Raw genomic sequence first — 24,658 nt, forward strand, 5'->3', positions numbered from 1 at the left:
TTATTTTATATTTAAGGCTTATTGTAAGATGCAAATACTGTCAAAAGATAATAATCAAACAAACTCTCTCTATCATCAACATGATTGGGGCTTAATAACTGAGTCATTGCACCATCTATAATAAATAAAAACAAATGAGCATCTTGATAAGTCGCATTCTTCCTATATGTAGATATAAGCTGATAAATCGTATTAACAAGCCATGTTCTATATTTTCTCACAACATCATAAGCCACTGGATAAGCCAACTTAATTTCCACAATCGCTTTAAAAATCAAATGATATGAGCTTTGCATATCGACATGTAAATAGAAAATTTTCTTAAGCTTATCAACCAAACTTAAATTTCCCACCTGTTCTAAAATAAATTTCACTTTTTCAATTAACTGGTTTTTATGTACAACCAGACATATTTCAACCAGTTTTTCTTTAGATTCAAAATATTGATATAAAGTCATTTTAGCTATTTTTGCTTCTCTAACGATAGTGTCAACACCAACATTAGTAAAACCATATTCACCAAACAAATAACTAGAAGTTTCAAGAAATTTTCTTGCTTTCCCACCTACTTTTAAATCAAGCATAAATTATTATTCCAATCATTTTTATTTTAAAGTTCAAGATATAGTTTTTTAAAATATATACAGCGTATAAAATAAAGGTGTAAGAAAACACCTTCAAGATTATATTACCAAATATATCTCGAATATAAATACTAAATGTAATTTTTGAATGTAATAATCTAAAAAATTAAAACCTATAAAAGATTAAAACTTTAAAGAAAATAATAATTTCTAATGAAATATAGGGACTTTGGTCAAGGCAACCAATAAACGAATTTTCAAGAACATGACAACCTCCAATACTCACAATTGGATCTGCCAAAATAATAAATTATGGTGGCAGAACGGAAGAGGGTTGACGGACCAGTAACACTAACTAGCACACCCGAGGGTGTCCCTCTCCCGTCCTACCTCTACGGGAGGGAACGAGTGGCACATCCGAAACAAATCCTCAGAAAAGGATTACCTCTGATGCTAGTGTTAAGCAGTCCGTCAAGACTGCCTGGCAATGTGGCCAGAATTTGAAGAATAATGATTGGCTAAACGGCTGTCAATAAACTACATTTATTAATTGTAAAAAAAATTAGACCGTAAATAAATACTTAACAATCTATATGTTGGGTATTTGATCATAAACAAAACCATCTTTGCTTTGAAAAAATATATCAAAGCTTTGACTCATTAACCAATCTTGCTGACTTTGCTTTTTAAAAATTGGGGAAATTCGTTCAATATAATAGCTTATCCATTCTGTATTATTTTTAAAATATGACTTATCCTTTAAATCGGCATATAAAGATTGCAAGTTAACCGATATAGTTTCAATAAAAGGATAAAACAACCAAACTGTTAAATCCATAGGTTCAACTTTAATCACTTTATATTTATAACTTTCATCAAAACTTTCAACTCGATAAAGCTGTGCCCCATTTTCGGTATATACCGAATACATCAGTTTAGTGTTTGCGACTTGAAAATAATCTTTCCCTATTTCACATTCTCTTAAACGTCTTGAAATTTCTAAACATTCGGACAAATACTCAGGTGGTAGCTCTTTAAAACTATTAAAAATAGAAACAGCACGGCTAATTACAAAATATTCACCCGTTCCTGTAATTATTCCATTTTTCCATGGAAAAATTTTAGAAATACATTCATTTGTAAAATTTAACGTACCATCTGGGTTAATGGTGACTTTCTTATTATCCGAAGCAATGATAATGCTATCGTTTAATTGAATTGCAACAATAAATGTCATAAAGATGGTGGAATTAATCACGTTTAAATACTATTATTATGCAGATTATAGTTTAACTTTAAATCTTTTTAATAAAATAATAGGTAAATCTAAATCATGGCTGGTGGTTCACAGATTATTATCAATAAAAGCGGTATTACTTTTATTACGCCGTCTAAATTCGAAGTTAAGGCTGGTCAGCATCTTTTTAAGCCCGGTGCTCAAGTACAAATGCCTCAGAATGCACTTCCCCAACCGATCTGTATCGAATGTCTTATGAAAGCTGCGAAAGAAGGCGTAGGGATCGTTAGAAGATGAGTTTTAATAATCAAAATTTAGAAAGTTTTATTGCTAACCATCATAAAGATGAACAATTATTTTTGCTTGTCGATGGCGCACAGATCGACCATGGCCATATATCACACCTTGAAGACACATACGGCGATTGCTTCTACTTATTTCAAGGTACATATGAAGAAGAAGCCTATCAGTATGGTCCTATTTTGTTTGAATTAAATAAACTTGACCTTTATCAAGTTGAAAATCAAATCAACCTTATGAAAACAAAAGATTCAATGGTTTTAATTAAAAGCAAATTAGACATTAAACAATTGAAAAATAAGCTTCTAGAAAAGCTCTATATTGAACTCGATGACGGCGGGATAGGTATTATTCGATATTACGATCCGCGTGTCTTAAACCGCCTTTCTCTCATCTTTAATAGTGAACAGAAAAAGCAATTGCTTGAAGGCTTTGAGTCCATTTCTTTTATGCTCAACGAATTAAGTTATGAGTTGAAATACAATGATTAAGTTAGATAAAAATCAGATTGATAGCCTTGAGAAAGTAAAAGATCGAGAAGAACTCTGTGAAAAAATTTATCAGTACTTAGTAGATAAGAAGGATTCTTTCAGAGCTTATTCAGTAAATTACGATCAACTAAAGCCTGAGATATACAAGAGCTTTGATTTATTGGTATCGCTTTTATTGACTGACAATGAAGTCATTTGTCAGCTGATCGTATGGAATACGATTATGAGGAAAGATGTACTTGAAGATCCTGGTATACAAGAATTTATTTATAGTTCCAATATTCGCGGTAAAGATCTTTTATCGACTTTTGAATTTTACGAATTGAGAGATTGATGAAATGTGGATGTTTGTTTTACGTGGTGCCGCTGCGGTTGGTGGACGAGCTGCTGCCCCAGCTGCAGGCGAAGTTGTCGCTGCTCAAGGCGGCAGAGTTATTGCGACCGAAGCAGCGAAAGGTATGACGACCATTGTTCTAGCTAAGGAAGTCAGTAAAGATATAGCAAAGCAACAACGATGTAATAAGTGCGAACCTTACCAATTAGGCAATAAGCACGAAATTGAACGCTCGATGGGTAATGAAATTAATACACAATATCAGTTCAAAATCGCTAACTTATCTAGCTATCCTTTAACCTTTAGAACATCTGAGCCCTTTTTAAAACCCGGAAATAAAAAGGAAACAACAAAGGTGCAAGAATGGGTAGTAGGTGGTGTTTCTTTTGATGGACTATGGCCGATGGAATGTATTCTGGTCGAAGCGAAAGGCCGATATGCACAATTTTTAGATCCTAAAATGAAAGTATTCATTAGAAATAATGTTTTTGATCTTATGATTAAAGAAGCTGCAAGCCAAAGAGCAGTTGTCCTAACTTTAAAGACTGCTAAGTTAAACTGGTATTTTTATGAAAAAGAAACGAAAGACTTTTTTGATGAACGTATCGCAAATATGATTCACACAATTTTTATGCCTTTATAAATTTGGATATTAAAATGAGAGAGTTTGTCCTTAGTACACGCCTACCAAAAGAGTTAGGAAAGTCTTCAGCTGACATTGAAGCGCAATTAAAAACACTAGAAAATATAGTAAATGAAATTTCTGTTATTGATCCAATTTTTGCGAATTGGTATGTCAATAATTATGATGAAACTGCTCCTGAAGCACCTTTAGAATATAAAATCCCTTCAGAACAAGGATTCAAATATCTATTTAATAAAAAAAGTGCTGACCAATTTGAAAGCTTTTCTTTATGGAATGGCCTTGAGGAAAATATTGACTCTGCTAGTTTAAGCTTTAGAAGCTTTACCCTAGTAATAACATTTCAAAAGGTTCTAAGTGCTGAACAGATTGTTCAAATTTTTGAAGTGCTATTAAAGAATTTAAAAATTGAATATCTATATGTTAATTATAAATTCTTTAGAGATATTAATGTATTTGAACATCGTTTACCGACTACTTCGATTTGCTATGTCTCTTTAAATGTTGCTGCTGACTATTTGCCGTATCTTTATAAAAAAATAGATATAGATAACCAATACAACAAAGGTACTATTCTTGTATTTGATGAAAATTGGGCTTCTGAAACTGACGACTTAAAGAAAAAAGTGCAAGAAAATTCTATTGCTTTAATAGAATTGGGTGCAATTCCTGAAGCTACTATTCCTGATTCTTTTTTTCAGTAATTATTAAATACAATAAGAATAGGGGGGAAGAAAATTACTCCCCTTTCTTATAAAATACAGTCAAAACATAGTTTAATGAAATGAAAGAATTTTTTCTTAGTACCCGTATATCAAAAATTTTAGGTACATCTGATCATGAAATTAAAGCTCAATTAGAAACTTTAGAGCGAATGATTCAAAAAATTTCACAAATTGACCCAATTTTTTCGAAATGGTATGTAAACGACTCTGATGAGAATACTACTAAAGCACCATTAGATTACCTTTTTCCTTCAGAAAAGGCTCAAAAATTTCTCTTTAACCTTAGAAAAGAAGATGAATTTGAAAGCTTTTCTTTATGGAATGGATTAGAAGAAAGAATCAACTTTGCAAGTTTCAATTTTGATAATTTTGGCTTAGTTATGACATTTAAAAAAGTCTTAACAGATGAGCAAATGGTTCTACTATTTAAGGCTTTATTGGAAAATCTTAATTTTCAGTATATTTATATTAATGATGGATTTTTTAAAAAAATTAATATTTTTGAGCATAGACTACCTACCACTTCTATCTGCTATGTTCCTATCAATATAGCCACAGACTATTTACCACATCTTTATAAAAAGGTAGATATAGATAACCAATACAACAAAGGTTCTATTCTTGTGTTTGATAAAAAATGGGCAGATGAAACAGAAGAATTAAAGAAAATAGTGCAGGAAAACTCGATAGCACTTATTGAACTTGGAGCAATTCCTGAAAAAGAATTACCCGAAGGTCTTTTTAGTGAGTAATCTATAAATATAGTGATAGTTGGGGTACAAGGCGTGCCCCCCTGTTTTATCGAAAATAAAAGCAAAAAATAATCGTTAGATAAAACAATATCACTTATCCCAACAATTTTATGCCTTTATAAGAATTGGACCTCAGCATGACAGAGTTTTTTTTAAGTACCCGTATTCCAAAAATACTAGGCTCTACAGATAGTGAAATTACTGCACAAATTGAAAATACAGCGCAGTTTATAAACAAAATTTCAGAAATTGACCCTATTTTTAAGACTTGGTATGTCAATAATGCAACCAGTTCAAAACCACCATTAGACTATCCATTTCCTTCTGAGAAAGCGAAAAACCATCTTTTTCAAAAAAGAAAAAAGAATATTAATAAAAGCATACTTTTATGGAACGCACAGATAGAAAGTCGCCTATTTGCTAGTTTTCGGTTCGATAGAGTAGGCTTGCTAATGACATTTGAAAAAGTCCTAGAAACGGAGCAAATAATTAAGCTATTTAATGCTCTTCTTGAATGTTTTAAATTTGAATATATCTATCTTAATACCGATTTCTTTGCTGATATAAAAATTTTTCCTCATCGACGCGAAATCACGTCGATTTGCTACGTCCCTGTCAGTATAGCCGCAGACTATTTACCGCACCTCTATAAAAAGGTTGAAGTAGATAACCAATACAACAAAGGAACTATTCTTGTTTTTGCTGAAAACTGGGCAGATGAGACAGACGAATTAAAGAAAATAGTTCAAGAGAACTCAATTGCCCTTATTGAGCTAGGCGTTATTCCAGAACGCGGGATTACCAGACTGTTTTTTTAATGAGTAATTCAAAATAGATTCTTAGCCCTCTTTGAAAGGGCTTTTTTTGTAAATATTAACATCTTCTCAAAGTGAAAATAGATTGTATAGACATGTACTACAAAATGCATAATGATCATTCTTTTGAAGGCTTGCAGAGTGCCCTACTGACAAAAAATGTCATATTATGTCAATGTGGACTGTTATTTTCTGATCTATATTCAATAAAAATTTATAATTTTTAATACTTAAAATAGAGTAAGACATGAGCAATAACAATTATATTGATGAGCTTTTGAAGCTCTTAGCGATGTTCGCTTTTATCTGCGTTTCATTATTAGCATTTAAATGTCGAACTATATTTGCCCTGGACATCACCACATCCTATGAAGTCTCTTTAAAGATTATTATTTATATTGCCACAGCGGCTACTCTTGGCTTTTTAACACGCGATCATATTGAGTTTACAACACAATTTTTAATTGCTATTCCATTTGCATACTTTTGGCTATCGCCTGTTCTTGACTATAAAGCCATTCAAACCATCCCAGAGGTTCCATTTTACCTCTCTGGTCATGGTCAAATTTTAGGATTACTCCTCGTCATTATCTTCTGCTTTGCGCTATGGGTATTTAAAGAAACAAGCTCAAATTCGCATTAGTCTTAAAAAGTCTGAATAACGATTTTTCGTGATTTTTATAAAGTTAAAAATGGTCACTGAAATATATATTTTTATAATATATATTTTAAATAAATTACTTTATATCAATTAAAACTTAAAAATGTTAAATGTATCAAGCCCAGCAAATGCTGTTGTAGTAACTATTATTTCAATAATTGCTACATTTAGCCTTCTTATATGGAAGTTTAATGTTTATGTTGGTATAGATGTCTATACCAGTGGAGAAGTACTTTTCAAAACTCTGTTATATGTAATGGTAATAGGGCTATTTAGTTACTATTTCCGCTTTACCATTAAAATGAGTAACACGGTAATCTTTTCATTACCGCTGTTTTTCTTTTGCATTAGACCTATTTTGAACTATAAACTTACGCACAGTATTGGACAAGTTCCCCTCTATGCAACTCATTATGGTCAGGGTGGAATATTGTTAAGTTTAACTGTACTGACTTGTATGCTTTGGGCTTATACTGCGAACTCATAGCTTGTTATTTGTATTAACTTCAATACTATAAATAATATTCATTAAACAACAAAGAAGCCCTCATTAAGGGCTTCTTTGTGACAGTCTAATCTTCCATATGACGAATAATTGCCTCACCAAATTCAGAACAACGCAATAAGGTTGCACCGGGCATTAAACGTTCAAAATCGTAAGTCACCGTTTTTGCTGCAATCGCTCCTGAAATACCTTTAATAATCAGGTCTGCCGCTTCCGTCCACCCCATATCTCGAAGCATCATTTCAGCAGAAAGAATAATTGAACCAGGGTTTACTTTATCTTGCCCAGCATATTTAGGTGCTGTGCCATGTGTTGCCTCATATACGGCAATTGCACCCCCGATATTTGCTCCCGGAGCAATTCCTATACCTCCTACTTCTGCTGCTAATGCATCAGAAATATAGTCACCATTTAAATTAAGGGTTGCTATCACTGAGTAGTCGGCGGGACGCATCAAAATTTGCTGTAAGAAAGCGTCCGCAATCACGTCTTTAATTATGATGTCTTTACCATTTTTAGGGTTCTTAATTTTAACCCATGGCCCACCATCTATGAGTTCACCACCAAAACGATCTAAAGCTAACTCATAACCCCATTCTTTAAAGGCACCTTCGGTATATTTCATAATATTACCTTTATGAACAAGGGTTACCGATGGTTTGTCATTATCTATAGCAAACTGAATGGCTTTACGAACTAAACGTTGCGATCCTTCTTTAGATACAGGTTTGATTCCAATACCGCATCCTTCTGGAAAGCGAATTTTTGTGACGCCCATTTCTTCTTGAAGGAACTTAATCACTTTTTTGGCTTCTTCAGAATCAGCTTTCCATTCAATACCTGCATAAATATCTTCCGAGTTTTCACGGAAAATCACCATATCGGTTAATTCAGGGTGCTGAACAGGTGAAGGAACGCCTTCAAACCAACGTACAGGGCGTACACACACGTACAAGTCTAATTCTTGGCGTAATGCCACATTAAGTGAGCGAATACCGCCACCAACTGGAGTAGTTAATGGGCCTTTAATTGAAACGACAAATTCACGCAGAGCTTCAAAAGTTTCTTCTGGCATATAACTGCCATAAATTTTATTAGCCTTTTCACCGCAATAGACTTCCATCCACTCAATGGAACGTTTACCGCCATAGGCTTTTAAGACAGCCGCATCAACAACTGTTTTCATGGTCGGTGTAATATCTACACCAATACCATCACCCTCAATAAAAGGAATAATTGGATGATTTGGTACATTCAGTGATAGGTCTGCTTTTACTTTAATTTTATCACCATCGGCAGGAACCACGATCTTCTGATAACCCATTGTGTAGATTCTCCCTTTTATAATATTTAACTAACCAAACAAAAATAATTATCGATAAACAATACTTTCAACTTTTATTAACGCATAATAGCTTAATCGAATTTAATCCTTTTTGAGATTTATGTGGGAAATAAGCAAATTTCACACTTAAATATAGCTCAATGTTTTTACCGCTTATTTGAAAGAAGAAGTCATTTTTTATGAAAATCGTCATTCTTAACAAACCTTATGACGTACTCTCCCAGTTTCGTAAAGACGAAGCGCATATGACGGTCTCTGATTTTATAGATGACCCGACTTTACGCATAGCAGGTCGTCTTGATATGGACTCTGAGGGTTTAGTTTTTTTAACCGATCATGGTGGTTTGAATCAGTTCATTACCAACCCTGCGAATAAAAAATACAAAACGTATTTAGTTCAAGTTGATGGCGATGTTACTGAAGAAGCGCTTGAGCAACTTCGTAAGGGTATAGAGCTTAATGATGGTATGACTTTACCAGCAAAAGCAATTAAGGTAAGTGAACCTGAATGGGTCTGGGACCGCGATCCTCCTGTACGTTACCGTGCCAACATTCCAACCTCTTGGATTGAAATCTCTATTTGTGAAGGTCGTAACCGCCAAGTTCGCCGCATGACCTCTGCGGTAGGTTTCCCAACTTTACGTCTCATTCGTACTAAAATTGGTTCAATTGATTTAGTTCAATTAGGACTAGAACCGGGTGAGACCAAAGAAATTGAACCTCTACTCTACCCTGACTTTAAAGATGTGCCAGCAGAACAACCTTATCGTTCACGTTCTTATGTGAAAAAACCAGGTGGTACAGGTGGTAAACCAATGGTTCGTAAGAACAAAGATGGTTCTGTTAAAAAGTCTGGTACAAAACGTATCTGGCAAATGGATGAAAGTGAAAAGCCACGTCGTAAGACCAATGGTACAACTCGTCCAAATACCAAAGCTCCACGTGGCCGTGGCCGCAATGGTCGTTAAGATTTAATCTTTTAAAAGCTCACGTCAGTGGGCTTTTTTTAATGCCATTTATTTTTATAAAAAAATAAAAAAAGCCGATGTATAAACACCGGCTTTTAAGCTATTCATACGAGTTAGTAATTAAGCACCAACACTTGCAAGAGCAGCATTGAATGTAGCGCTTGGACGCATTACAGCATTTACTTTCGCTGGATCAATTGCGTAATAACCACCGATATCGGCTGCTTTACCTTGTACTTGAGCAAGTTCAGCAACAATCTTCGGTTCTTCTTCAGCTAAAGTTTTTGCAAGTGAAGTAAACTTCGCTTTTAACTCAGCATCTTCGTTCTGTGCAGCAAGTGCTTCTGCCCAGTAAAGTGATAAGTAGAAATGGCTACCACGGTTGTCAAGCTCGCCTGTACGACGTGATGGAGACTTGTCGTTGTCAAGCAATTTACCAGTCGCTTCATCAAGTGTCTTCGCAAGCAACTTCGCACGAGCATTATTCTCTTTAACACCCATCTCTTCTAAAGAAGCTGCTAAAGCAAGGAACTCACCAAGTGAATCCCAACGTAAGTGGTTTTCTTCAACAAGTTGTTGTACGTGTTTAGGTGCTGAACCGCCTGCACCAGTTTCGTACATGCCACCGCCCGCCATAAGCGGAACGATAGACAACATCTTCGCAGAAGTACCAAGTTCCATAATTGGGAACAAATCTGTTAAGTAGTCACGTAAAATGTTACCAGTCACAGAAATTGTATCTAAGCCACGAACTACGCGCTCAAGTGTGTAACGCATTGCACGTACTTGAGACATGATTTGGATATCAAGACCAGTCGTATCGTGATCTTTTAAGTACTTTTGTACTTTCTTGATCAATTCGTTTTCGTGTGGACGGTATGGGTCAAGCCAGAAGATCGCAGGCATGCCTGAGTTACGTGCACGAGTTACTGCAAGTTTTACCCAGTCACGAATCGGAGCATCTTTCACCTGACACATACGCCAGATATCGCCTTCTTCAACATTTTGAGTCAATAACACTTCACCAGTGTCAAGATCGGTAATGTTTGCGATACCAGCTTCAGCAATTTCAAAAGTCTTGTCGTGAGAACCGTATTCTTCAGCTTTTTGAGCCATCAAACCAACGTTTGGTACTGTACCCATAGTCTTCGGATCGAAGTTACCATGCCATTTACAGAAATTGATCATTTCTTGGTAAATACGCGCAAATGTTGATTCTGGCATTACCGCTTTAGCATCGTATTGCTTACCATCAGCACCCCACATTTTACCACCAGCACGGATCATTGCAGGCATAGAAGCATCTACAATGATGTCGTTAGGTGAATGGAAGTTTGTGATGCCTTTTGCTGAGTCAACCATTGCAAGTGCAGGACGGTGTTCTTGGCAAGCATGTAAGTCTTCGATGATTTCTTCACGTAATGACGTTGGAAGCGTTTCGATTTTCTCGTATAACCCAGCCATACCGTTATTAACGTTGATACCTAACTCGTCAAATAACTTACCGTGTTTTTCAAAAGCTTCTTTGTAGTAGATTTTCACACAGTGACCGAACACGATCGGGTGTGAAACTTTCATCATTGTCGCTTTTACGTGTAAAGAGAATAAAATTCCAGCTTCTTTACAATCATCAAGTTCTTTTTCATAGAAATCACAAAGTGCTTTCTTGCTCATGAACATTGAGTCGATGATTTCACCTTCTTGAAGCGCAACTTTTGGCTTAAGAACAATGCTCTTACCACTGTTTGTGATAAGTTCCATTTTTACATTGCGCGCACGGTCAAGTGTCATTGACTTTTCGCCGTGGTAGAAGTCACCTTCTTCCATGTGTGAAACGTGAGTTTGTGACCACTGTTTCCACTCGCTCATTGAGTGAGGGTGTTTCTTAGCGTAATTTTTAACGGCAGCAGGAGCACGACGGTCAGAGTTACCCTCACGAAGAACTGGGTTTACTGCTGAACCTAGGCATTTGCCATAACGAGCTTTAATAGTTTTTTCTTCTTCAGTCGCTGGGTTTTCCGGATAGTCAGGAATTGCAAAACCTTTAGATTGAAGTTCTTTAATACATGCTGTCAATTGCGCAACAGAGGCACTAATATTTGGGAGTTTAATAATGTTAGTATCTGGATCTTGTGTAAGACGACCTAGCTCAGCAAGGTTGTCGGATACCTTTTGCTCTTCACTTAGGTAGTCAGCGAATTCTGCGAGCACACGTGCAGCTACAGAGATGTCACTTTTAACAATCTCGATACCTGCTGGCTTAGTAAAGGTCTCAATGATCGGCAGTAGCGAATAAGTCGCCAATAATGGCGCCTCGTCAGTCAGTGTGTAAATGATAGTTGACTTTTCACCAGCCATATATAGCCCCTTCCGTTGAATTGAGTTTTGAGGACCGAGCTTTTGGCCCAGTGCCTACGAACCGATATGCTTAAATAAAACCCTGAGAGTATCGACTCTCATTGGCTTCCAGTCAACGAAATATCCAGTGATAACGACATTTCGCAGCGAAATAATACATAATTTAAATCTATTGATAATAATCTTATACCTAACTTATGGTAATAGATGCACGTTTACCAACTTTTAAGGTATAGATCAGTCTTAAATTACATGAGATATCTTTCAGAGTTCTGACAAATATTATACTTTTCATTCAAAATAAACTCAAAGATAACACCTATTTCAATTTTTAAAATCTACTAAAAAGTAAGAACCGATGTACGAAACATCGGTTTTTTATAAACTATTTAACTGTTATTCAGGCTTTTAACCATTTATCAGCTTTTGTTTGATCTTCAATAATAAGTTCAACTTCAGTTAAGTTTATACTTTCACCTGTAACATCAAACGACAACAGCTCATCACGGCGGAAAGCTAAGACTTGATAATTACCCTTTTGCTTAGCATATTTCTCAATAAGTTTTGTGGTCGCTTTTAATCCATCAATTGCGATAATGACATCATTGGCAGAAATACCTGCTTTTGCCCCAGCTCCTTCACGTTGAGCATTTTGTACCAATACACCTTCAGGTTTATCGGTTAGCTTTAAACCATAAGCCAAAGTCTTATCGTTTTTAAGCGTATAACTTAAACCAAACTCAGGGAATAACTGATCCAGCGGCAACTCATCCGTTGTGTTAATCAAATGATTAATTTGCTCAACCCAACTATCACCCGTTAACTCTTCACATAAATCGAAAACGGTACGTTCATTAACCTGAATATCATTTTGTGTATTTTCATACAAACGACGCATTAAGGCATCAAGACTAGAACCACGTAAACGTAAGCCTAAATCTAAACATAAGGCAACTAATGCGCCTTTGTTGTAATAGCTGGTGCCCGCATTATTGGTGTTTTCATCTGGACGATAAAACTTAATCCATGCATCAAAACTTGATTCAGCTACTGTCTGAACAAAACGACCTGGATTTTGTAAATAACGATCAAGCTGTGACTTCAACAAATCTAGATAAGACTTCTGAGAGATCACACCGCTACGTAATAAAATGAGATCATCGTAATATGAAGTAAAACCTTCAAAGATCCACAGTAGCGAGGTATAACCTTCTTGATGTAAATTGTAGTTTGCAAAGTTTTCTGGGCGGATAAACTTCACTAACCAAGAATGAAAATACTCGTGGCTACATAACCCTAAGAAACGTTGATAGTCTTTCGAAGGTTCAGTTGGTTCATTCGATTTTGGTAAATCATCACGTGGTGTAATCAGACTAGTACTGTTGCAATGCTCTAAGCCACCATAACTATTGCCTGTTGCCATCGTCATAAAGGTATAGTTTTTAAATGGCGCTGAACCAAACATTTCAATTTCAGCTGCACAGATTTTTTCAATATCTGCTTTTAAACGTTCTATATTGGTATTGTGCTGTCCAGAAATTGCAAATTCATGTTCAATTCCATGAGCATCGAAGCTAAAACGTGTTTGCTCCGCAAGTTCAAATGGACTATCAATCAGTTGATCATAATGATCAGCTTTTAAGGTAAAACGTCCCTTAACTAAGCTTTTTGAAGCTAAGCCAGTTGCTAATTGAAAGTGTTTTAACTCGTCAGGCAAAAAGATTTCTAACTCACAAGCAGATTGCTCTTGTCCATCTAAACCTAAGCATACACAGGCTGGGTTAATATATAGACGAGTTTGATCTACATAAGCACCACGTACTGATAAATCGTAAGCATAGACATCATATTCAACAGTAATTAACTCATGATCGGTGTTAAATAAACGCCAGCGATTTTTTTCAGTTTTTTTAATATTGAGCATGCGCCCAGCTTCATCGTAAGCTTTTACAGCTTCAATATGCTTAGAAAACTCACGAATTAAATAACTACCCGGAATCCACGTTGGTAACCATAGTTCCTGATTTGGATTCGCTAAAAAACGAATTGTGACGTGAACAAGATGCTGTTTGTAATCATCGAACTCTATTTGATAATGCAACATAAATTCTTCAATTTAAAATAAGAACGGTTTCACCTTAGATTATCACTTTTTTGTATCGACTTGCGTAGATGTATTTTTTGGCAACAATTCAGACTAGCCTTCTACAAAAAAAAGGCATAGCATGCTGTGCATCTGTGTTCCGTATTTGCCAGTAAACGTCAAGGTCACCTAGTGAAATTCTTCCTATCTCTTTTTACACTGTTTAGTATTTTCTGTACTACTCTTACCAATGCTGCCCTTCTTAATATTGCTCCTGAGAGCGTCGAGGCCGCTGCTTGGACAATAGTAGATACTCAATCTGGTCAAGTTATTGCTGAACATAATAGTCATGTGCAACGTGCACCAGCATCTTTAACCAAAATGATGGTTGCTTATATTGCATTAAAAGAGGTTAAGGCTGGAAAATTAAAGCTAGATCAAGTTATTACTGCGACACCAGTAGTTAGCGTGGTTCAGTGGGATGAATCACAAATGTACCTTAAAGCAGGTGAGCAAATTTCAGTTGATCAGCTTTTGGCAGGTTTAATTGTGATGTCGGCAAATGATGCTGCGGTGACTTTGGCAGAAAAAATTTCTGGTGATGTGCCTCATTTTGTACAACGCATGAACCAAGAAGCTCAAGCTTTAGGCATGAAAGACACGCATTTTAGTAACCCTGCCGGTATTACAATGCCTGATCATTACACGACAGCGCATGATCTTAGCTTATTAAGTCAGGCAGTGATTCACCAAACACCTGAATATTTACATTATTCAAAAATGCCAAGCTTTAGCTACAATCAACGTTTTCATCATGCAACTAACTTTGCTTTGAAATATGATCCATCTGTAGATGGTTTAAAAACTGGCTATACCAAAGCAGCAGGTTATAATTTAGCACTTACAGCTTCACGTCCTTCGTTTTCACCGAACCTACCACAAAGACGTTTACTGGTTATTGTTTTAGGTACAGCAAGTGCAGTGAAGCGTGCTGAAATTGCCGATAAGTTAATGAATCTTGCTTATGCGTATACACGTGATGAAGTAGTTATTCCACAGCAAAAACTTATTGCTGAGCTACCAGTTATTAAATCAACTTTAAAAATGTTTAAGGTTGAAACTAAGCAGCCAACTATTGTCACGACTTCTTTATATGCCGAACCAGCAGCAATTGATTTAAATACGTTTGATTACGCAACACAACGCATTCAAGTCCTTGATAGCAATAAACAACTAAAAACTATTGCTCCACTAGAAACGACTCAAACTCGTGTAAATATTGCATTAAACGAGCAAAAATTAACAGCACCGTTAATGAAAGCCATGAACTTGGCAACAGTTTCAATTTATCAAAACAATCAACTGATTCACAGTCTGCAAATTGAAAATGATGTGCATATTGAAGAAGCCAATATTTTCCAAAAAATCATGATGTGGTTCTCAAATTTGTTCTCTATTTTTTCATCGAGTAATCATAGTGCAGCAAAACTCTACCCTGTAGATTCGCACTAAAAACATCAAATTGTGCACAGAGGCACAATAAATTTTATAAATAAAAGATGGCATAATTTAGCCATCTTTTTTTATAGAAAAATAATTAGGTGATAAAAATGGCCCAAAGTTTACATCATATTGTTATTGTCGGTGGTGGTGCGGGTGGTTTGGAACTTGCCACACAACTCGGTGAAACTTTTGGGAAAAGTGGTAAAGCTAAAATTACATTAGTCGACCAAAATTTGACTCATATCTGGAAGCCTCTACTTCATGAAATTGCGGCGGGTTCCTTAAACCCTCACGAAGAACAAACCAATTATTTTGCGCATGCAGAAAAACATTATTACGAATTTATATTGGGAACACTTGTTGCAATTGATAAAGAGAAAAAAATAATAGATTTAGTCCCTCCTCAAGTGTCTAAAGAACAGAACACTCAAGTTCAAAAACTCAGTTATGACACGCTTATTTTAGCGCTTGGTTCAGTATCCAATGACTTTAACACAACGGGTGTACGTGAAAACTGTCATTTTCTAGACAGTAGAAATCAAGCAGATATTTTCCAACAAGATCTTTTGCATTTGTACATTGAAGCACAGAATCAACCAGATCAACGTACACTCAATATTGGAATTGTTGGTGCAGGTGCAACGGGTGTAGAACTTGCTGCCGAGCTTATAGAAACCACTAAAAACTTTTACCGATATGGTTTGAAAAAAATCCATCCGAATCAAGTCAAAATTACACTGATTGAAGCTTCCGAACGTATTTTACCTGCTTTAAGTGAGAAAACAGCTGAGCATAGTGCAAAACAGCTCCAAAAAATGGGTATCGAAATTTTAACTCGACATCGCGTTGAAAAAATTGATAAGGATTGCATCTATTTCAGTAACGGTAATGAACTCAAAAGTGATATTACGGTATGGGCAGCTGGCGTAAAAGCACCGAAAGTTCTTGAAAGTTTTACCGATTTCGAACGTGACAACATTAACCGTTTAATGGTCTATGCTACGCTGCAAACTTATTCTGACCCAAATGTATTCGCTTTTGGTGATTGTGCACACTGCCAACTTGATGCACGAAACCCTCCTCTTGGACCACGCGCTCAAGTTGCCAGTCAACAAGCAAGCTTTTTAGTTAATGCTATGGCTGCCAGACTGAATGGCCGTTCGCAGCCAATGTTCACTTTTAATGACAAAGGTTCACTTGTGTCTTTAAGTCGTAATAAAGCCGTTGGAGAATTACTTGGGGATGTCAGTGTACAAGGATATATTGCTAAAACAATGTACGTATCTTTATACCGTTTACATCAAGCAACAATTCACGGATATACTCAAGCTGGACTACTTACAGTGAAAGATTTACTTACAAGACGAGTACGACCAAAAATTAAGCTGTATTGAGTTGAATTTTTTGAGTTCATCCCTATATAGGTAAAAACGCATTAGAAAAAGTGTTAAAGATTGAGATTTTGTAGTCTACAAAATTTATTTTTCACTTTATGATGTACGCTTTAATTGATTGAATGGATCAAAAACATGACTGCAATTGCAAATAACCACGTGGTTTCATTCCACTATAAATTAACAAACGCTGAGGGTGAAACACTTGATCAATCTCAAGGTGAACCACTTGCCTATTTGCACGGTGCAGGCAATATCATTCCTGGTTTAGAAAATGCATTAACTGGTAAAACTGTTGGTGATAAATTCACTGTAAACGTACCAGCTGCTGAAGGTTATGGCGAATACAACCCAGACCTAGTACAAGAAGTTCCAGCTCAAATGTTCCAAGGTGTTGATAACATTCAACCTGGTATGCAATTCCAAGCTCAAACTGATGACGGCGTTCAAATCGTTACAGTTAAAGCGGTTGAAGGCGACAACGTTGTTGTTGATGCTAACTTCCCACTTGCTGGCCAAGACTTAACTTTTGAAGTTGAAATCGTAGAAATCCGTGAAGCATCTGCTGAAGAGCTTGATCACGGTCATGTACACGGTGCTGGTGGTCACCACCACTAATTCATCTTTAACAAGATGATAAAAAGCAAAGCTTCGGCTTTGCTTTTTTTATGCATTTATTTTATATAATATTCAGTGAGTTAATTTATTATTGGACTATGCATGTCAAATGCTTATCAATTGATTTGGTTCCGACAAGATTTACGAGTGCGCGATCATGCAGCTTTATGGCATGCTTGCCAACAAGGTAATTCAATTGCATTAGTCATCTTATCGCCAGACCAGTGGAAACAGCACGACGATGCTCCAATAAAAATTAGTTTTTATTTAAGACAACTCAAAAAACTTCAAGAAGAATTGGCAGCTCTTCACATCCCTCTGGTTATTCAGGTCATCCCTTATTGGAAAGATATTGCCAAATCTATTTCTGACTTTAGTAAGAAATATAATATTGAAAATGTTTATGCCAATATTGAGGTAGGAGTAAATGAACTAAAAAGAGATAAAACTGTACAAGACACTTTAAATAAAGACAGTAAAGAACTTTTTTTATTTCATGACCGCACGATTTTTCCTCTGCGTTCAATTCGCAATAAATCAGAACAACCTTATCAAGTTTTTAGTGCCTTTAAAAAAGTGTGCTACTCAAAATTAGATACTAGTGGTTTACCTCAATGTTATCCTTTACCTAATAAACAAACTAAAGTTCCAACCGATTTACTAGAAGTGGAAAATACAAACTTAGCTGAAATTGAAAAGCTATTCTGTTCATCCATTACAACAGAACAGCAAGATTTATGGCCTGTTGGCGAGTCATATGCATTAGAACAACTAGATCATTTTATTGAAGACTCGGTATCTCACTATAAAGTCGAGCGAGATTTTCCCCACATAACAGGTACAAGTAAACTTTCGCCTTATTTAAATATTGGAATTTTATCTATACGCCAGTGTTTACAAGCATTATTCCGCAGTCAACATGGTAACTTTCATTTAACCAATGAAGGTCAGCAAACATGGTTAGATGAACTTATTTGGCGAGAGTTTTATCAACATATTTTATTTGACTTTCCATATGTGTCTAAACATGTTCCATTTAAAAAGGACACTCAAAAAATTCAATGGAATCATAACCCAGAACACCTAACTGCATGGCAAACTGGTCAAACAGGTATTCCTATTGTTGATGCCGGAATGCGTCAGCTTTTACAAACAGGCTGGATGCACAATCGAGTACGAATGATTACTGCTATGTTCTTATGTAAAAACTTACTGATCGATTGGCGTATTGGTGAGCAATGGTTTATGCAACATTTAATTGATGGAGACCTAGCTGCAAACAATGGTGGATGGCAATGGTGTGCTTCAACTGGAACAGATGCTGTACCGTATTTCCGAATTTTTAACCCGATTAGCCAATCGCAAAAATTTGATCCGAATGGTGATTATATTCGCACATGGGTAAAAGAATTAGCTCATCTAGACAACAAATCTATTCATGACCCTTATTCAGCCAATAAGTCTCTTCAGTTGAATTATCCAAAACCGATTGTTGATTTAAAAGAAACGCGCCTAAAAGCAATTGAAACATTCAAGCGTATTTAGTTAACAATTACGTCTTATATGTTTACTTTTGATTAAAAAATAATAACGGGATTTGACTATAAAGGGACTTTCAACTACAAATAAACAGTATAGATACTTAAAAAGGACATAAACAACAACAACTTCCAAAATCACGACCTTTCATTATAAAAGTATAAAAAAATTAACATTACAAAAAAGGTAGCATAAACCATATGCAACAAAAGAACCCAGGTAGAACACTCGTCTTATGGATTATTGCAGCTCATCTATTTATGGGAATGATTGCATACGAGTGGCTGCCTGTAAGCTTTAGAGGAAGCTGGATTTTTATTCTAATTCTTTTAGTTTCTGGTGCTTTTTTAGAAGTTGGTTTATCACTAATTGTGGGTTTACTCGCTTTTATTGGCGTATCTGTTTATTTTCTCCTTGACCTTGGAGCACAAACGCATATTGAACGTCAGCTTCTTTTACTTTTTATTATTCCTCTTATTCCAGTTTTTTTAAGTGCCGTACGCCATAATATTGAAACTAACGTTCAGAAATATCGCGATATTCAAAGCTATGACCGAAATTATCGTCGGGATATTTTTCCATTAAGCGCTTTAAAATATTTTCAACATAGTTTTTTTAGATTGCTTGATCATCATCATGTGCAAGATTATGAAGTCTTCGTGATTAGAATTCTTAATCGTAGTCTAATCAAAGAAATGTTAGGAGATGATGTCTGGAAAACCACTCAAAATGAAATGATTACGATTTTGAGCCAACATCAACCGAATGAAATTGTTTTCCAATTTGCTGATGATGATTTAGAGAACATATACAGCATTGTCATTCGTCAGCAAAAAACTGACGAAGAGCCTGACTTTATTAAAAAGCTAAGAGAAATTATGACACTGCGTCTCGAGGTTGAATATAAAGTTATTGTTATTCCACCTGAGGAGATGAACTAATGTCTACTCTTCTTAATATTTGTGGAATTGTGATCGCATCTAGCCAATATCCTGACGCCACTTTACAACAGTTCTATCGGCAATATTACCATTGTGAAATCAAAGCTGAACAAATAAAAACTGAAGTACAAACTCCAGAAGATCTTTCGATGTTCTTCCCTTATCAAGATACTTGGTGGCCTGTATTTACTCTTGACCAGATCAGTTCTGAAAGTTTTCAAAAGTTTATTCATAAGGGAGTTCGACCCGGCATTATATTGCCAGATGAGGTTTTTGGTTTCCCCCACTATTTCTTGTTAAAAGAAGCAGTAAGCCAAGGTGCTATTCCTATAGTACTATTTAAAACTGAACAACCTCAGTATTTTGCTGCGAAGGCAACATTTTCAACAGCAATTGGTTTACGGCCAATGGCTGCGTTTGTGAGTACAGGATGGGATGAAAATTTAATTTCACAGCCAGCGGGTAGTTATATTATTCCATTAAATTCAGAAAATTTACCGATACCATCCAGAGAAATTAAACAAGGTAAACATTTATTTTATTCGGCCAAGAACTTTAACGGCCATGTTTCAGGTTACGAAATTATCATTAACCCTCCAGCCGACTTGCCTCTTTCCAATATTCGTTATCCGCAACTCGGTATTTCGTGGAAATTTAATAATATTAATTATGTAAGCACCCCTGAACATGTCAGTACAAATCTTATCGGTTATATATTTATTGGTTTAAGTGTAGTTGTTGTTCCTCTAGATCTGATTTTAACAACAACTTATCCAGATCTTCTCGGCACATTTGGTAGTTATATTTCATGGATCTCCTTAGTAGTGGGATTAATTCTATTATTGCTACTCATCTCTTCTATTATTAGGAGGGTCCGTACAAATGGCTCCAATTGATATTCTATTTTTATTTGGCTTTTTAGGTATTTGGATTCCACAAGCATTTTGGGCGTGGCTAAGCTATCAAGCGTGGAAATATTCAAAAACAGCTGAAAAAGAACTACAAAATCTACCTATCCCCGAGAGATGGCCAGTCTTAAGCGTTTTAATTCCCGCCTATAACGAAGGCGTAGTGATTGAAGATACTTTACATGCAATTGCTCAACAGGATTATCCAGCCGAAGCTTATGAAGTTCTACTAATTAATGATGGATCTAAAGATAACACGCTTGAAATTGCAGAAAGCCTCGCAAAAATTTATCCATGCATAAAAATTGTTAATGTTCTAAAAGGTATGGGGGGTAAAGGGAAATCAAGAACCCTCAATAACGGGCTTCCTCATGCTAAAGGTGAATTAATTGTTGTTTATGATGCCGATAGTACTCCTGAACCCGATTGCGTTCGATTACTCGCACAAACACTACTTGCAGATAAAAAACTAGTCGCTGTAAATGGCAAAGTAAGAACCCGTAACTGGCAAGATAGTATTTTGACGCGCTTTATTGCGATTGAGTTCATCTTTTTCCAATGGATCTTTCAAGGTGGACGTTGGCAACGTTTTGAGTTATCAACATTGATGGGCACTAACTATGTCATATGGCGTGATGCCTTAGAAACCTTAGGTGGTTTTGACGAAAAGTCGCTAGTGGATGACACTGAAATGAGTTTCCGAATTTTTATCGGACAAAAACGAATTAAATGGGTTCCTTATGCAATTGGTTGGCAGCAAGATCCGCCTTCGTTAAGCGTATTTGTTAAACAGCGCTCACGTTGGACTCAAGGTAATTTTTATGTGACACGTAAATATTTACCAGTAGCGCTCAGAACACCATTCCCCATCGGAATTGAAATTCTGAATAACATCATGTGCTATATCCTTTTCGTACCAGCTCTGTTCTGGAGTCATATTACGTTAACGCTTGGTTTACTTGATATTGCAGGTATTTCTGTTCCTGGGCCATTTACGCTCTTATGGGGCCTTTCATTTTGTCTATATGTAGCACAAATGTGGTTTACGCTTTCTCTAGAAAAGGTTAAACCAGAGCTCTATTTTTATTCAGTTTTATCTTATGTAAGTTACTCACAAATATTCTTATTTATTGTATTTAAAGCCGCATTCGACATGCTAAAAAATAAAATACAAGGTAATTCACTTCAGTGGTACAAAACAGAACGTAGCAAGGAGAAAAAATAAATGAAAAAGACTTTCAAACTTTATCCACTCATACAAGCACTCCTTGCTAGCAGTTGCCTTATGTTAGCTGTGCCAGCTCATACCAACACATGGACTTTAGACGATATTAGTACATCAACTAAATATACCGTTGAGCCTTACTTTTTCTATATTGGAAAAGGTGCAGAGTGGCAGAACATTCAGTTTTCCAGTGACTATTCCACTGAAAGTGACACAACATTACTCGTAAAATATGACGATAAGCTCATCTATAACACCACCTTAAATGGGAGTGGACAATTTAAATTTGATATTCCAGCCAGCAAGACTGGTTTCCATCGTTTAGATTTTATTATTCAGCAATATTCTAAACCAACCTCTTTAAATCAAGCCAAAGATACATTCTGTACAGAAGATATAGATCATTTGACATATTTAAGTAATTCTCAACTCGACTTTACATCTATTCGAAATGTTTATCGCTTAAAAGATTTACCTGATGCTTTGTTTAACCCCCAAGCGAAAAGACCTACTCCTTTTGTCGGTATCTTGAAATATAACCGCAAGGAGATTACCGAAGCCTCTATGCTTGCTCGACTAGCAACCTCTTGGAGCTCTGTCACTCCTATTGAATGGATCGATTCTGGACAAACCAATTTAAACCCTGAAACCAAGTTTGTTATTGAAATAATAAAATCGACACCTCCACTTAAAAATGGAACCTTTGTACAAATTTCAAAACCGACAGATGGTGCTCCTACCCTCTCTATCACTTATCACACACCACAAGAACTTACTGCTGCTATTAATGGATTAATTAATCCAGCTTATGTACAGCAGCTTGATACAGGCAGTGCAATTTTCCCAACTACAATTTCAGCACCTGCTTGGGCTCAATTCAAGAAAATTGATACGCTTGCAGACTTAGGTATTGAAGATTTTCGGTTAAATCACGCTGAAAAAAACTTGTTTCTCGATTTTCCAGCAGTATGGCAGCCTACTGACATCCTACAAGGACAAATTGCCCTTCGTATTCAAAGCGGCCTATTACAGGGTTCAAACATTACGGCATGGCTTGATGGTGGTCTTGCAGGTAGTATGAAAACGGCAGATCTTGCCTCTGACCCAGTTAATCGACAATTCAACATTTTCGCGAAATCTATTTCTAATACAACCAACTTTAGCTTGAAGCTTGAAAACTCGGTCATTGCCAACTCTCAATGTCTGCCCACTGCTCATGGTTCACTTTGGGTCGATACAGCCAAATCGACTGTCAAGCTTCCACACAAACTTAAAAATGGGGTGGCAGCCCTTTCCATGACATTAGCAACCAAACCAACAATTGCAATTGATGATCAATCTGGTGCATTAAATATTGCGGTTACATTAGGGCAAGTCGCTAAAAAAATGTTACTTACTGATGCTCCAATGCCACTGAATTTAGTACGTTTTTCTCCAAATGCTCCACAAGCAGTTAATGTGATTGTGAATAAACAGATTTATCAACAACAAGTCTCAATGCATCAAAACATTATTTATGCGCCAGCAGCAGCAAACGGTTTTATTGTGAGTTATAACAATAATCGCTTTGATGTCATTACTGACTCTGAAAATGGTGCACAAACCTTCATGCATCTATGGGGAAGCATTCAACATAAAATTCCAAATAATGTGACCAAAATGTTGGTTTCAGAAAACGGCAATATTTATGTTCTCCAAAAATTAATTGTAGGTAATCAAAAAGCTCCATTAGTTCAACAATCTTCATTCTTTTTACTGGTTGTGATTATCTCTGCAATTATGATAATAGTGATCTTCTTGTGGTATTGGTTACGACGTAATAATGAGAAAACAGATACCAATTAAAATAACTGCTTTTATTATTTTAATTATATGTAGTGTAGTGGCTTATGCGGGGTTGTTCAAAAATCATGGACAACCACCAGTCATCGAAGGAATTTTTTGGCAACCAGATAACAATACCACTCCTCCAAAAGGAAACTGGCATTATTTAGGAGTCAACACTTTTGTTCCCCAGTGGTCAGTCGTTGAATCTAAATCGTGGTGGACAAACTCCAACCTCCCACAGTGGGAAAAAGCCATTGATATACAGAAAATTAAGCAACAACCTTGGGCTAAAAATCTCATATTAGGTTTAGCTGGTGAATATAATGAACCAGCAGCACGTGCAAATGTTGTTGCTTTAGGAGAAAAATCTGCACAAATTATTCAAGAACAAAATGATGCATCTTTAAAAGGTTACTATTTTCCAGTTGAAGCTGATCCAACTTGGTTAAGGGTAAGCACACTAGGTCATGTTCTAGAAAAACTGCCAGCACCTATTTGGGTGAGCATTTATAGTGGTGAAAGAGAACCTGAAAATTATAATTTATGGGTTAAAAGTTGGCTACCGAGCCAAGCTGGTGTCTTTTTCCAAGATGGTGTAGGTGTCGGCGTAAGAACCCCTCAACAAGCAAGACATATTTTAGACCAACTTGAACAAACTCTTGGAAAAAATAAAACTGTTATTGTACTAGAAGCATTTCGCACCAAAAAAAATGGACAATTCAGAGCAGCCTATCCTTGGGAAATTATTTCTCAGATTAAAGCGTATGAAGGCAAAACAATTTATATTTTTGATGGTCCCCACTATATGGGACGCTGGTCGGTTTATATCGTCGGTTTATGGTATCGCCTGACTTATGGCAGCATTCCAACTACCATAAGTGAATCAGAAAATTCAAAATAAA

The 24,658-nt window shown here is 36.1% G+C and carries 23 protein-coding genes; 18 read left to right on the plus strand and 5 right to left on the minus strand.

Features of this window, described 5'->3' with window-relative positions:
- Positions 1-11: 11 nt before the first annotated feature.
- On the minus strand, positions 12-584 hold the full coding sequence (locus tag AC056_RS06685; RefSeq protein ID WP_039254497.1) for a TetR/AcrR family transcriptional regulator: 573 nt from the start codon (positions 582-584) through the stop codon (positions 12-14).
- 589 nt (positions 585-1,173) lie between these two features.
- Complete coding sequence (locus tag AC056_RS06695; protein ID WP_077163114.1) at positions 1,174-1,821, minus strand: hypothetical protein; 648 nt, start codon at positions 1,819-1,821, stop codon at positions 1,174-1,176.
- Between the two features lie 96 nt (positions 1,822-1,917).
- Between AC056_RS06695 and AC056_RS06700 the strand changes: the two genes are divergently transcribed.
- From AC056_RS06700 to AC056_RS06735, 8 genes are all read left to right on the plus strand, one after another.
- Positions 1,918-2,118, plus strand: a complete 201-nt coding sequence (locus AC056_RS06700) for a hypothetical protein (protein ID WP_039255555.1) — start codon at positions 1,918-1,920, stop codon at positions 2,116-2,118.
- Positions 2,115-2,612: a DUF4123 domain-containing protein gene (locus AC056_RS06705; RefSeq protein WP_077163115.1), complete on the plus strand. Its 498-nt coding sequence runs from the start codon at positions 2,115-2,117 to the stop codon at positions 2,610-2,612. The genes AC056_RS06700 and AC056_RS06705 overlap by 4 nt, the downstream gene beginning before the upstream one ends.
- The gene (locus AC056_RS06710; RefSeq protein ID WP_039255551.1) at positions 2,605-2,946 is read left to right on the plus strand and encodes a hypothetical protein; all 342 of its coding nucleotides are present in this window, start codon (positions 2,605-2,607) and stop codon (positions 2,944-2,946) included. Before AC056_RS06705 ends, AC056_RS06710 begins: the two co-directional genes overlap by 8 nt.
- A 4-nt stretch (positions 2,947-2,950) precedes the next feature.
- Positions 2,951-3,589: a Tox-REase-5 domain-containing protein gene (locus AC056_RS06715; protein WP_039255550.1), complete on the plus strand. Its 639-nt coding sequence runs from the start codon at positions 2,951-2,953 to the stop codon at positions 3,587-3,589.
- 14 nt (positions 3,590-3,603) lie between these two features.
- Complete coding sequence (locus AC056_RS06720) at positions 3,604-4,293, plus strand: hypothetical protein (protein ID WP_039255548.1); 690 nt, start codon at positions 3,604-3,606, stop codon at positions 4,291-4,293.
- A gap of 80 nt (positions 4,294-4,373) precedes the next feature.
- Entirely contained in the window at positions 4,374-5,066 is a 693-nt protein-coding gene (locus AC056_RS06725) for a hypothetical protein (protein WP_039255546.1), read from the plus strand.
- A gap of 137 nt (positions 5,067-5,203) precedes the next feature.
- A complete protein-coding gene (locus tag AC056_RS06730) occupies positions 5,204-5,884 on the plus strand; it encodes an immunity 52 family protein (protein ID WP_077163116.1) in 681 nt (226 codons plus the stop codon).
- 244 nt (positions 5,885-6,128) lie between these two features.
- Entirely contained in the window at positions 6,129-6,524 is a 396-nt protein-coding gene (locus tag AC056_RS06735) for a hypothetical protein (protein ID WP_077163117.1), read from the plus strand.
- Between the two features lie 590 nt (positions 6,525-7,114).
- Here the strand turns inward: AC056_RS06735 and icd are convergent.
- Positions 7,115-8,371 (minus strand): NADP-dependent isocitrate dehydrogenase, encoded by a 1,257-nt coding sequence (icd, locus tag AC056_RS06745; RefSeq protein WP_077163118.1) that lies wholly within the window; start codon positions 8,369-8,371, stop codon positions 7,115-7,117.
- 200 nt (positions 8,372-8,571) lie between these two features.
- Between icd and AC056_RS06750 the strand changes: the two genes are divergently transcribed.
- Positions 8,572-9,360: an rRNA large subunit pseudouridine synthase E gene (locus AC056_RS06750; protein ID WP_039255298.1), complete on the plus strand. Its 789-nt coding sequence runs from the start codon at positions 8,572-8,574 to the stop codon at positions 9,358-9,360.
- Between the two features lie 120 nt (positions 9,361-9,480).
- On the opposite strand, the gene AC056_RS06755 is transcribed toward AC056_RS06750, so the two are convergent.
- Both AC056_RS06755 and AC056_RS06760 read right to left on the minus strand, forming a co-directional pair.
- Entirely contained in the window at positions 9,481-11,718 is a 2,238-nt protein-coding gene (locus AC056_RS06755) for an NADP-dependent isocitrate dehydrogenase (RefSeq protein ID WP_019457697.1), read from the minus strand.
- A 400-nt stretch (positions 11,719-12,118) separates the two neighbouring features.
- A complete protein-coding gene (locus AC056_RS06760) occupies positions 12,119-13,822 on the minus strand; it encodes a M61 family metallopeptidase (RefSeq protein WP_077163119.1) in 1,704 nt (567 codons plus the stop codon).
- A 171-nt stretch (positions 13,823-13,993) separates the two neighbouring features.
- Here AC056_RS06760 and AC056_RS06765 point away from each other — a divergent pair, with 171 nt between their 5' ends.
- The 9 genes from AC056_RS06765 to AC056_RS06805 all read left to right on the plus strand — a co-directional run bounded on the left by AC056_RS06765 (position 13,994) and on the right by AC056_RS06805 (position 24,657).
- A complete protein-coding gene (locus AC056_RS06765) occupies positions 13,994-15,313 on the plus strand; it encodes a D-alanyl-D-alanine carboxypeptidase PBP6B (protein WP_077163120.1) in 1,320 nt (439 codons plus the stop codon).
- A 98-nt stretch (positions 15,314-15,411) separates the two neighbouring features.
- Complete coding sequence (locus tag AC056_RS06770; protein ID WP_077163121.1) at positions 15,412-16,698, plus strand: NAD(P)/FAD-dependent oxidoreductase; 1,287 nt, start codon at positions 15,412-15,414, stop codon at positions 16,696-16,698.
- Between the two features lie 135 nt (positions 16,699-16,833).
- Positions 16,834-17,316 (plus strand): FKBP-type peptidyl-prolyl cis-trans isomerase, encoded by a 483-nt coding sequence (locus AC056_RS06775; RefSeq protein WP_004700040.1) that lies wholly within the window; start codon positions 16,834-16,836, stop codon positions 17,314-17,316.
- 102 nt (positions 17,317-17,418) lie between these two features.
- A complete protein-coding gene (gene phrB / locus AC056_RS06780; protein ID WP_077163122.1) occupies positions 17,419-18,861 on the plus strand; it encodes a deoxyribodipyrimidine photo-lyase in 1,443 nt (480 codons plus the stop codon).
- Between the two features lie 194 nt (positions 18,862-19,055).
- Positions 19,056-19,796: a hypothetical protein gene (locus AC056_RS06785; RefSeq protein WP_004700036.1), complete on the plus strand. Its 741-nt coding sequence runs from the start codon at positions 19,056-19,058 to the stop codon at positions 19,794-19,796.
- Positions 19,796-20,692 (plus strand): hypothetical protein, encoded by an 897-nt coding sequence (locus AC056_RS06790; RefSeq protein WP_077163123.1) that lies wholly within the window; start codon positions 19,796-19,798, stop codon positions 20,690-20,692. Before AC056_RS06785 ends, AC056_RS06790 begins: the two co-directional genes overlap by 1 nt.
- Entirely contained in the window at positions 20,679-21,929 is a 1,251-nt protein-coding gene (locus AC056_RS06795) for a glycosyltransferase family 2 protein (protein ID WP_077163124.1), read from the plus strand. Before AC056_RS06790 ends, AC056_RS06795 begins: the two co-directional genes overlap by 14 nt.
- Complete coding sequence (locus AC056_RS06800; protein ID WP_077163125.1) at positions 21,930-23,774, plus strand: hypothetical protein; 1,845 nt, start codon at positions 21,930-21,932, stop codon at positions 23,772-23,774.
- Positions 23,752-24,657: a hypothetical protein gene (locus AC056_RS06805; protein WP_077163126.1), complete on the plus strand. Its 906-nt coding sequence runs from the start codon at positions 23,752-23,754 to the stop codon at positions 24,655-24,657. The genes AC056_RS06800 and AC056_RS06805 overlap by 23 nt, the downstream gene beginning before the upstream one ends.
- Position 24,658 lies beyond the last annotated feature (1 nt).

The sequence above is a fragment of the Acinetobacter genomosp. 33YU genome (assembly GCF_001990725.1).
Classification (GTDB): domain Bacteria; phylum Pseudomonadota; class Gammaproteobacteria; order Pseudomonadales; family Moraxellaceae; genus Acinetobacter; species Acinetobacter seifertii.

Coding starts and splice junctions, on each gene's coding strand:
- AC056_RS06805 (WP_077163126.1), top strand. CDS start 23,752: ATGAGAAAACAGATACCAATTAAAATAACTGCTTTTATTATTTTAATT.
- AC056_RS06720 (WP_039255548.1), top strand. CDS start 3,604: ATGAGAGAGTTTGTCCTTAGTACACGCCTACCAAAAGAGTTAGGAAAG.
- AC056_RS06705 (WP_077163115.1), top strand. CDS start 2,115: ATGAGTTTTAATAATCAAAATTTAGAAAGTTTTATTGCTAACCATCAT.
- AC056_RS06760 (WP_077163119.1), bottom strand. CDS start 13,822: ATGTTGCATTATCAAATAGAGTTCGATGATTACAAACAGCATCTTGTT.
- AC056_RS06700 (WP_039255555.1), top strand. CDS start 1,918: ATGGCTGGTGGTTCACAGATTATTATCAATAAAAGCGGTATTACTTTT.
- AC056_RS06785 (WP_004700036.1), top strand. CDS start 19,056: ATGCAACAAAAGAACCCAGGTAGAACACTCGTCTTATGGATTATTGCA.
- phrB (WP_077163122.1), top strand. CDS start 17,419: ATGTCAAATGCTTATCAATTGATTTGGTTCCGACAAGATTTACGAGTG.
- AC056_RS06710 (WP_039255551.1), top strand. CDS start 2,605: ATGATTAAGTTAGATAAAAATCAGATTGATAGCCTTGAGAAAGTAAAA.
- AC056_RS06755 (WP_019457697.1), bottom strand. CDS start 11,718: ATGGCTGGTGAAAAGTCAACTATCATTTACACACTGACTGACGAGGCG.
- AC056_RS06715 (WP_039255550.1), top strand. CDS start 2,951: ATGTGGATGTTTGTTTTACGTGGTGCCGCTGCGGTTGGTGGACGAGCT.
- AC056_RS06730 (WP_077163116.1), top strand. CDS start 5,204: ATGACAGAGTTTTTTTTAAGTACCCGTATTCCAAAAATACTAGGCTCT.
- AC056_RS06795 (WP_077163124.1), top strand. CDS start 20,679: ATGGCTCCAATTGATATTCTATTTTTATTTGGCTTTTTAGGTATTTGG.
- AC056_RS06725 (WP_039255546.1), top strand. CDS start 4,374: ATGAAAGAATTTTTTCTTAGTACCCGTATATCAAAAATTTTAGGTACA.
- AC056_RS06735 (WP_077163117.1), top strand. CDS start 6,129: ATGAGCAATAACAATTATATTGATGAGCTTTTGAAGCTCTTAGCGATG.
- AC056_RS06750 (WP_039255298.1), top strand. CDS start 8,572: ATGAAAATCGTCATTCTTAACAAACCTTATGACGTACTCTCCCAGTTT.
- AC056_RS06770 (WP_077163121.1), top strand. CDS start 15,412: ATGGCCCAAAGTTTACATCATATTGTTATTGTCGGTGGTGGTGCGGGT.
- AC056_RS06790 (WP_077163123.1), top strand. CDS start 19,796: ATGTCTACTCTTCTTAATATTTGTGGAATTGTGATCGCATCTAGCCAA.
- icd (WP_077163118.1), bottom strand. CDS start 8,371: ATGGGTTATCAGAAGATCGTGGTTCCTGCCGATGGTGATAAAATTAAA.
- AC056_RS06800 (WP_077163125.1), top strand. CDS start 21,930: ATGAAAAAGACTTTCAAACTTTATCCACTCATACAAGCACTCCTTGCT.
- AC056_RS06685 (WP_039254497.1), bottom strand. CDS start 584: ATGCTTGATTTAAAAGTAGGTGGGAAAGCAAGAAAATTTCTTGAAACT.
- AC056_RS06695 (WP_077163114.1), bottom strand. CDS start 1,821: ATGACATTTATTGTTGCAATTCAATTAAACGATAGCATTATCATTGCT.
- AC056_RS06775 (WP_004700040.1), top strand. CDS start 16,834: ATGACTGCAATTGCAAATAACCACGTGGTTTCATTCCACTATAAATTA.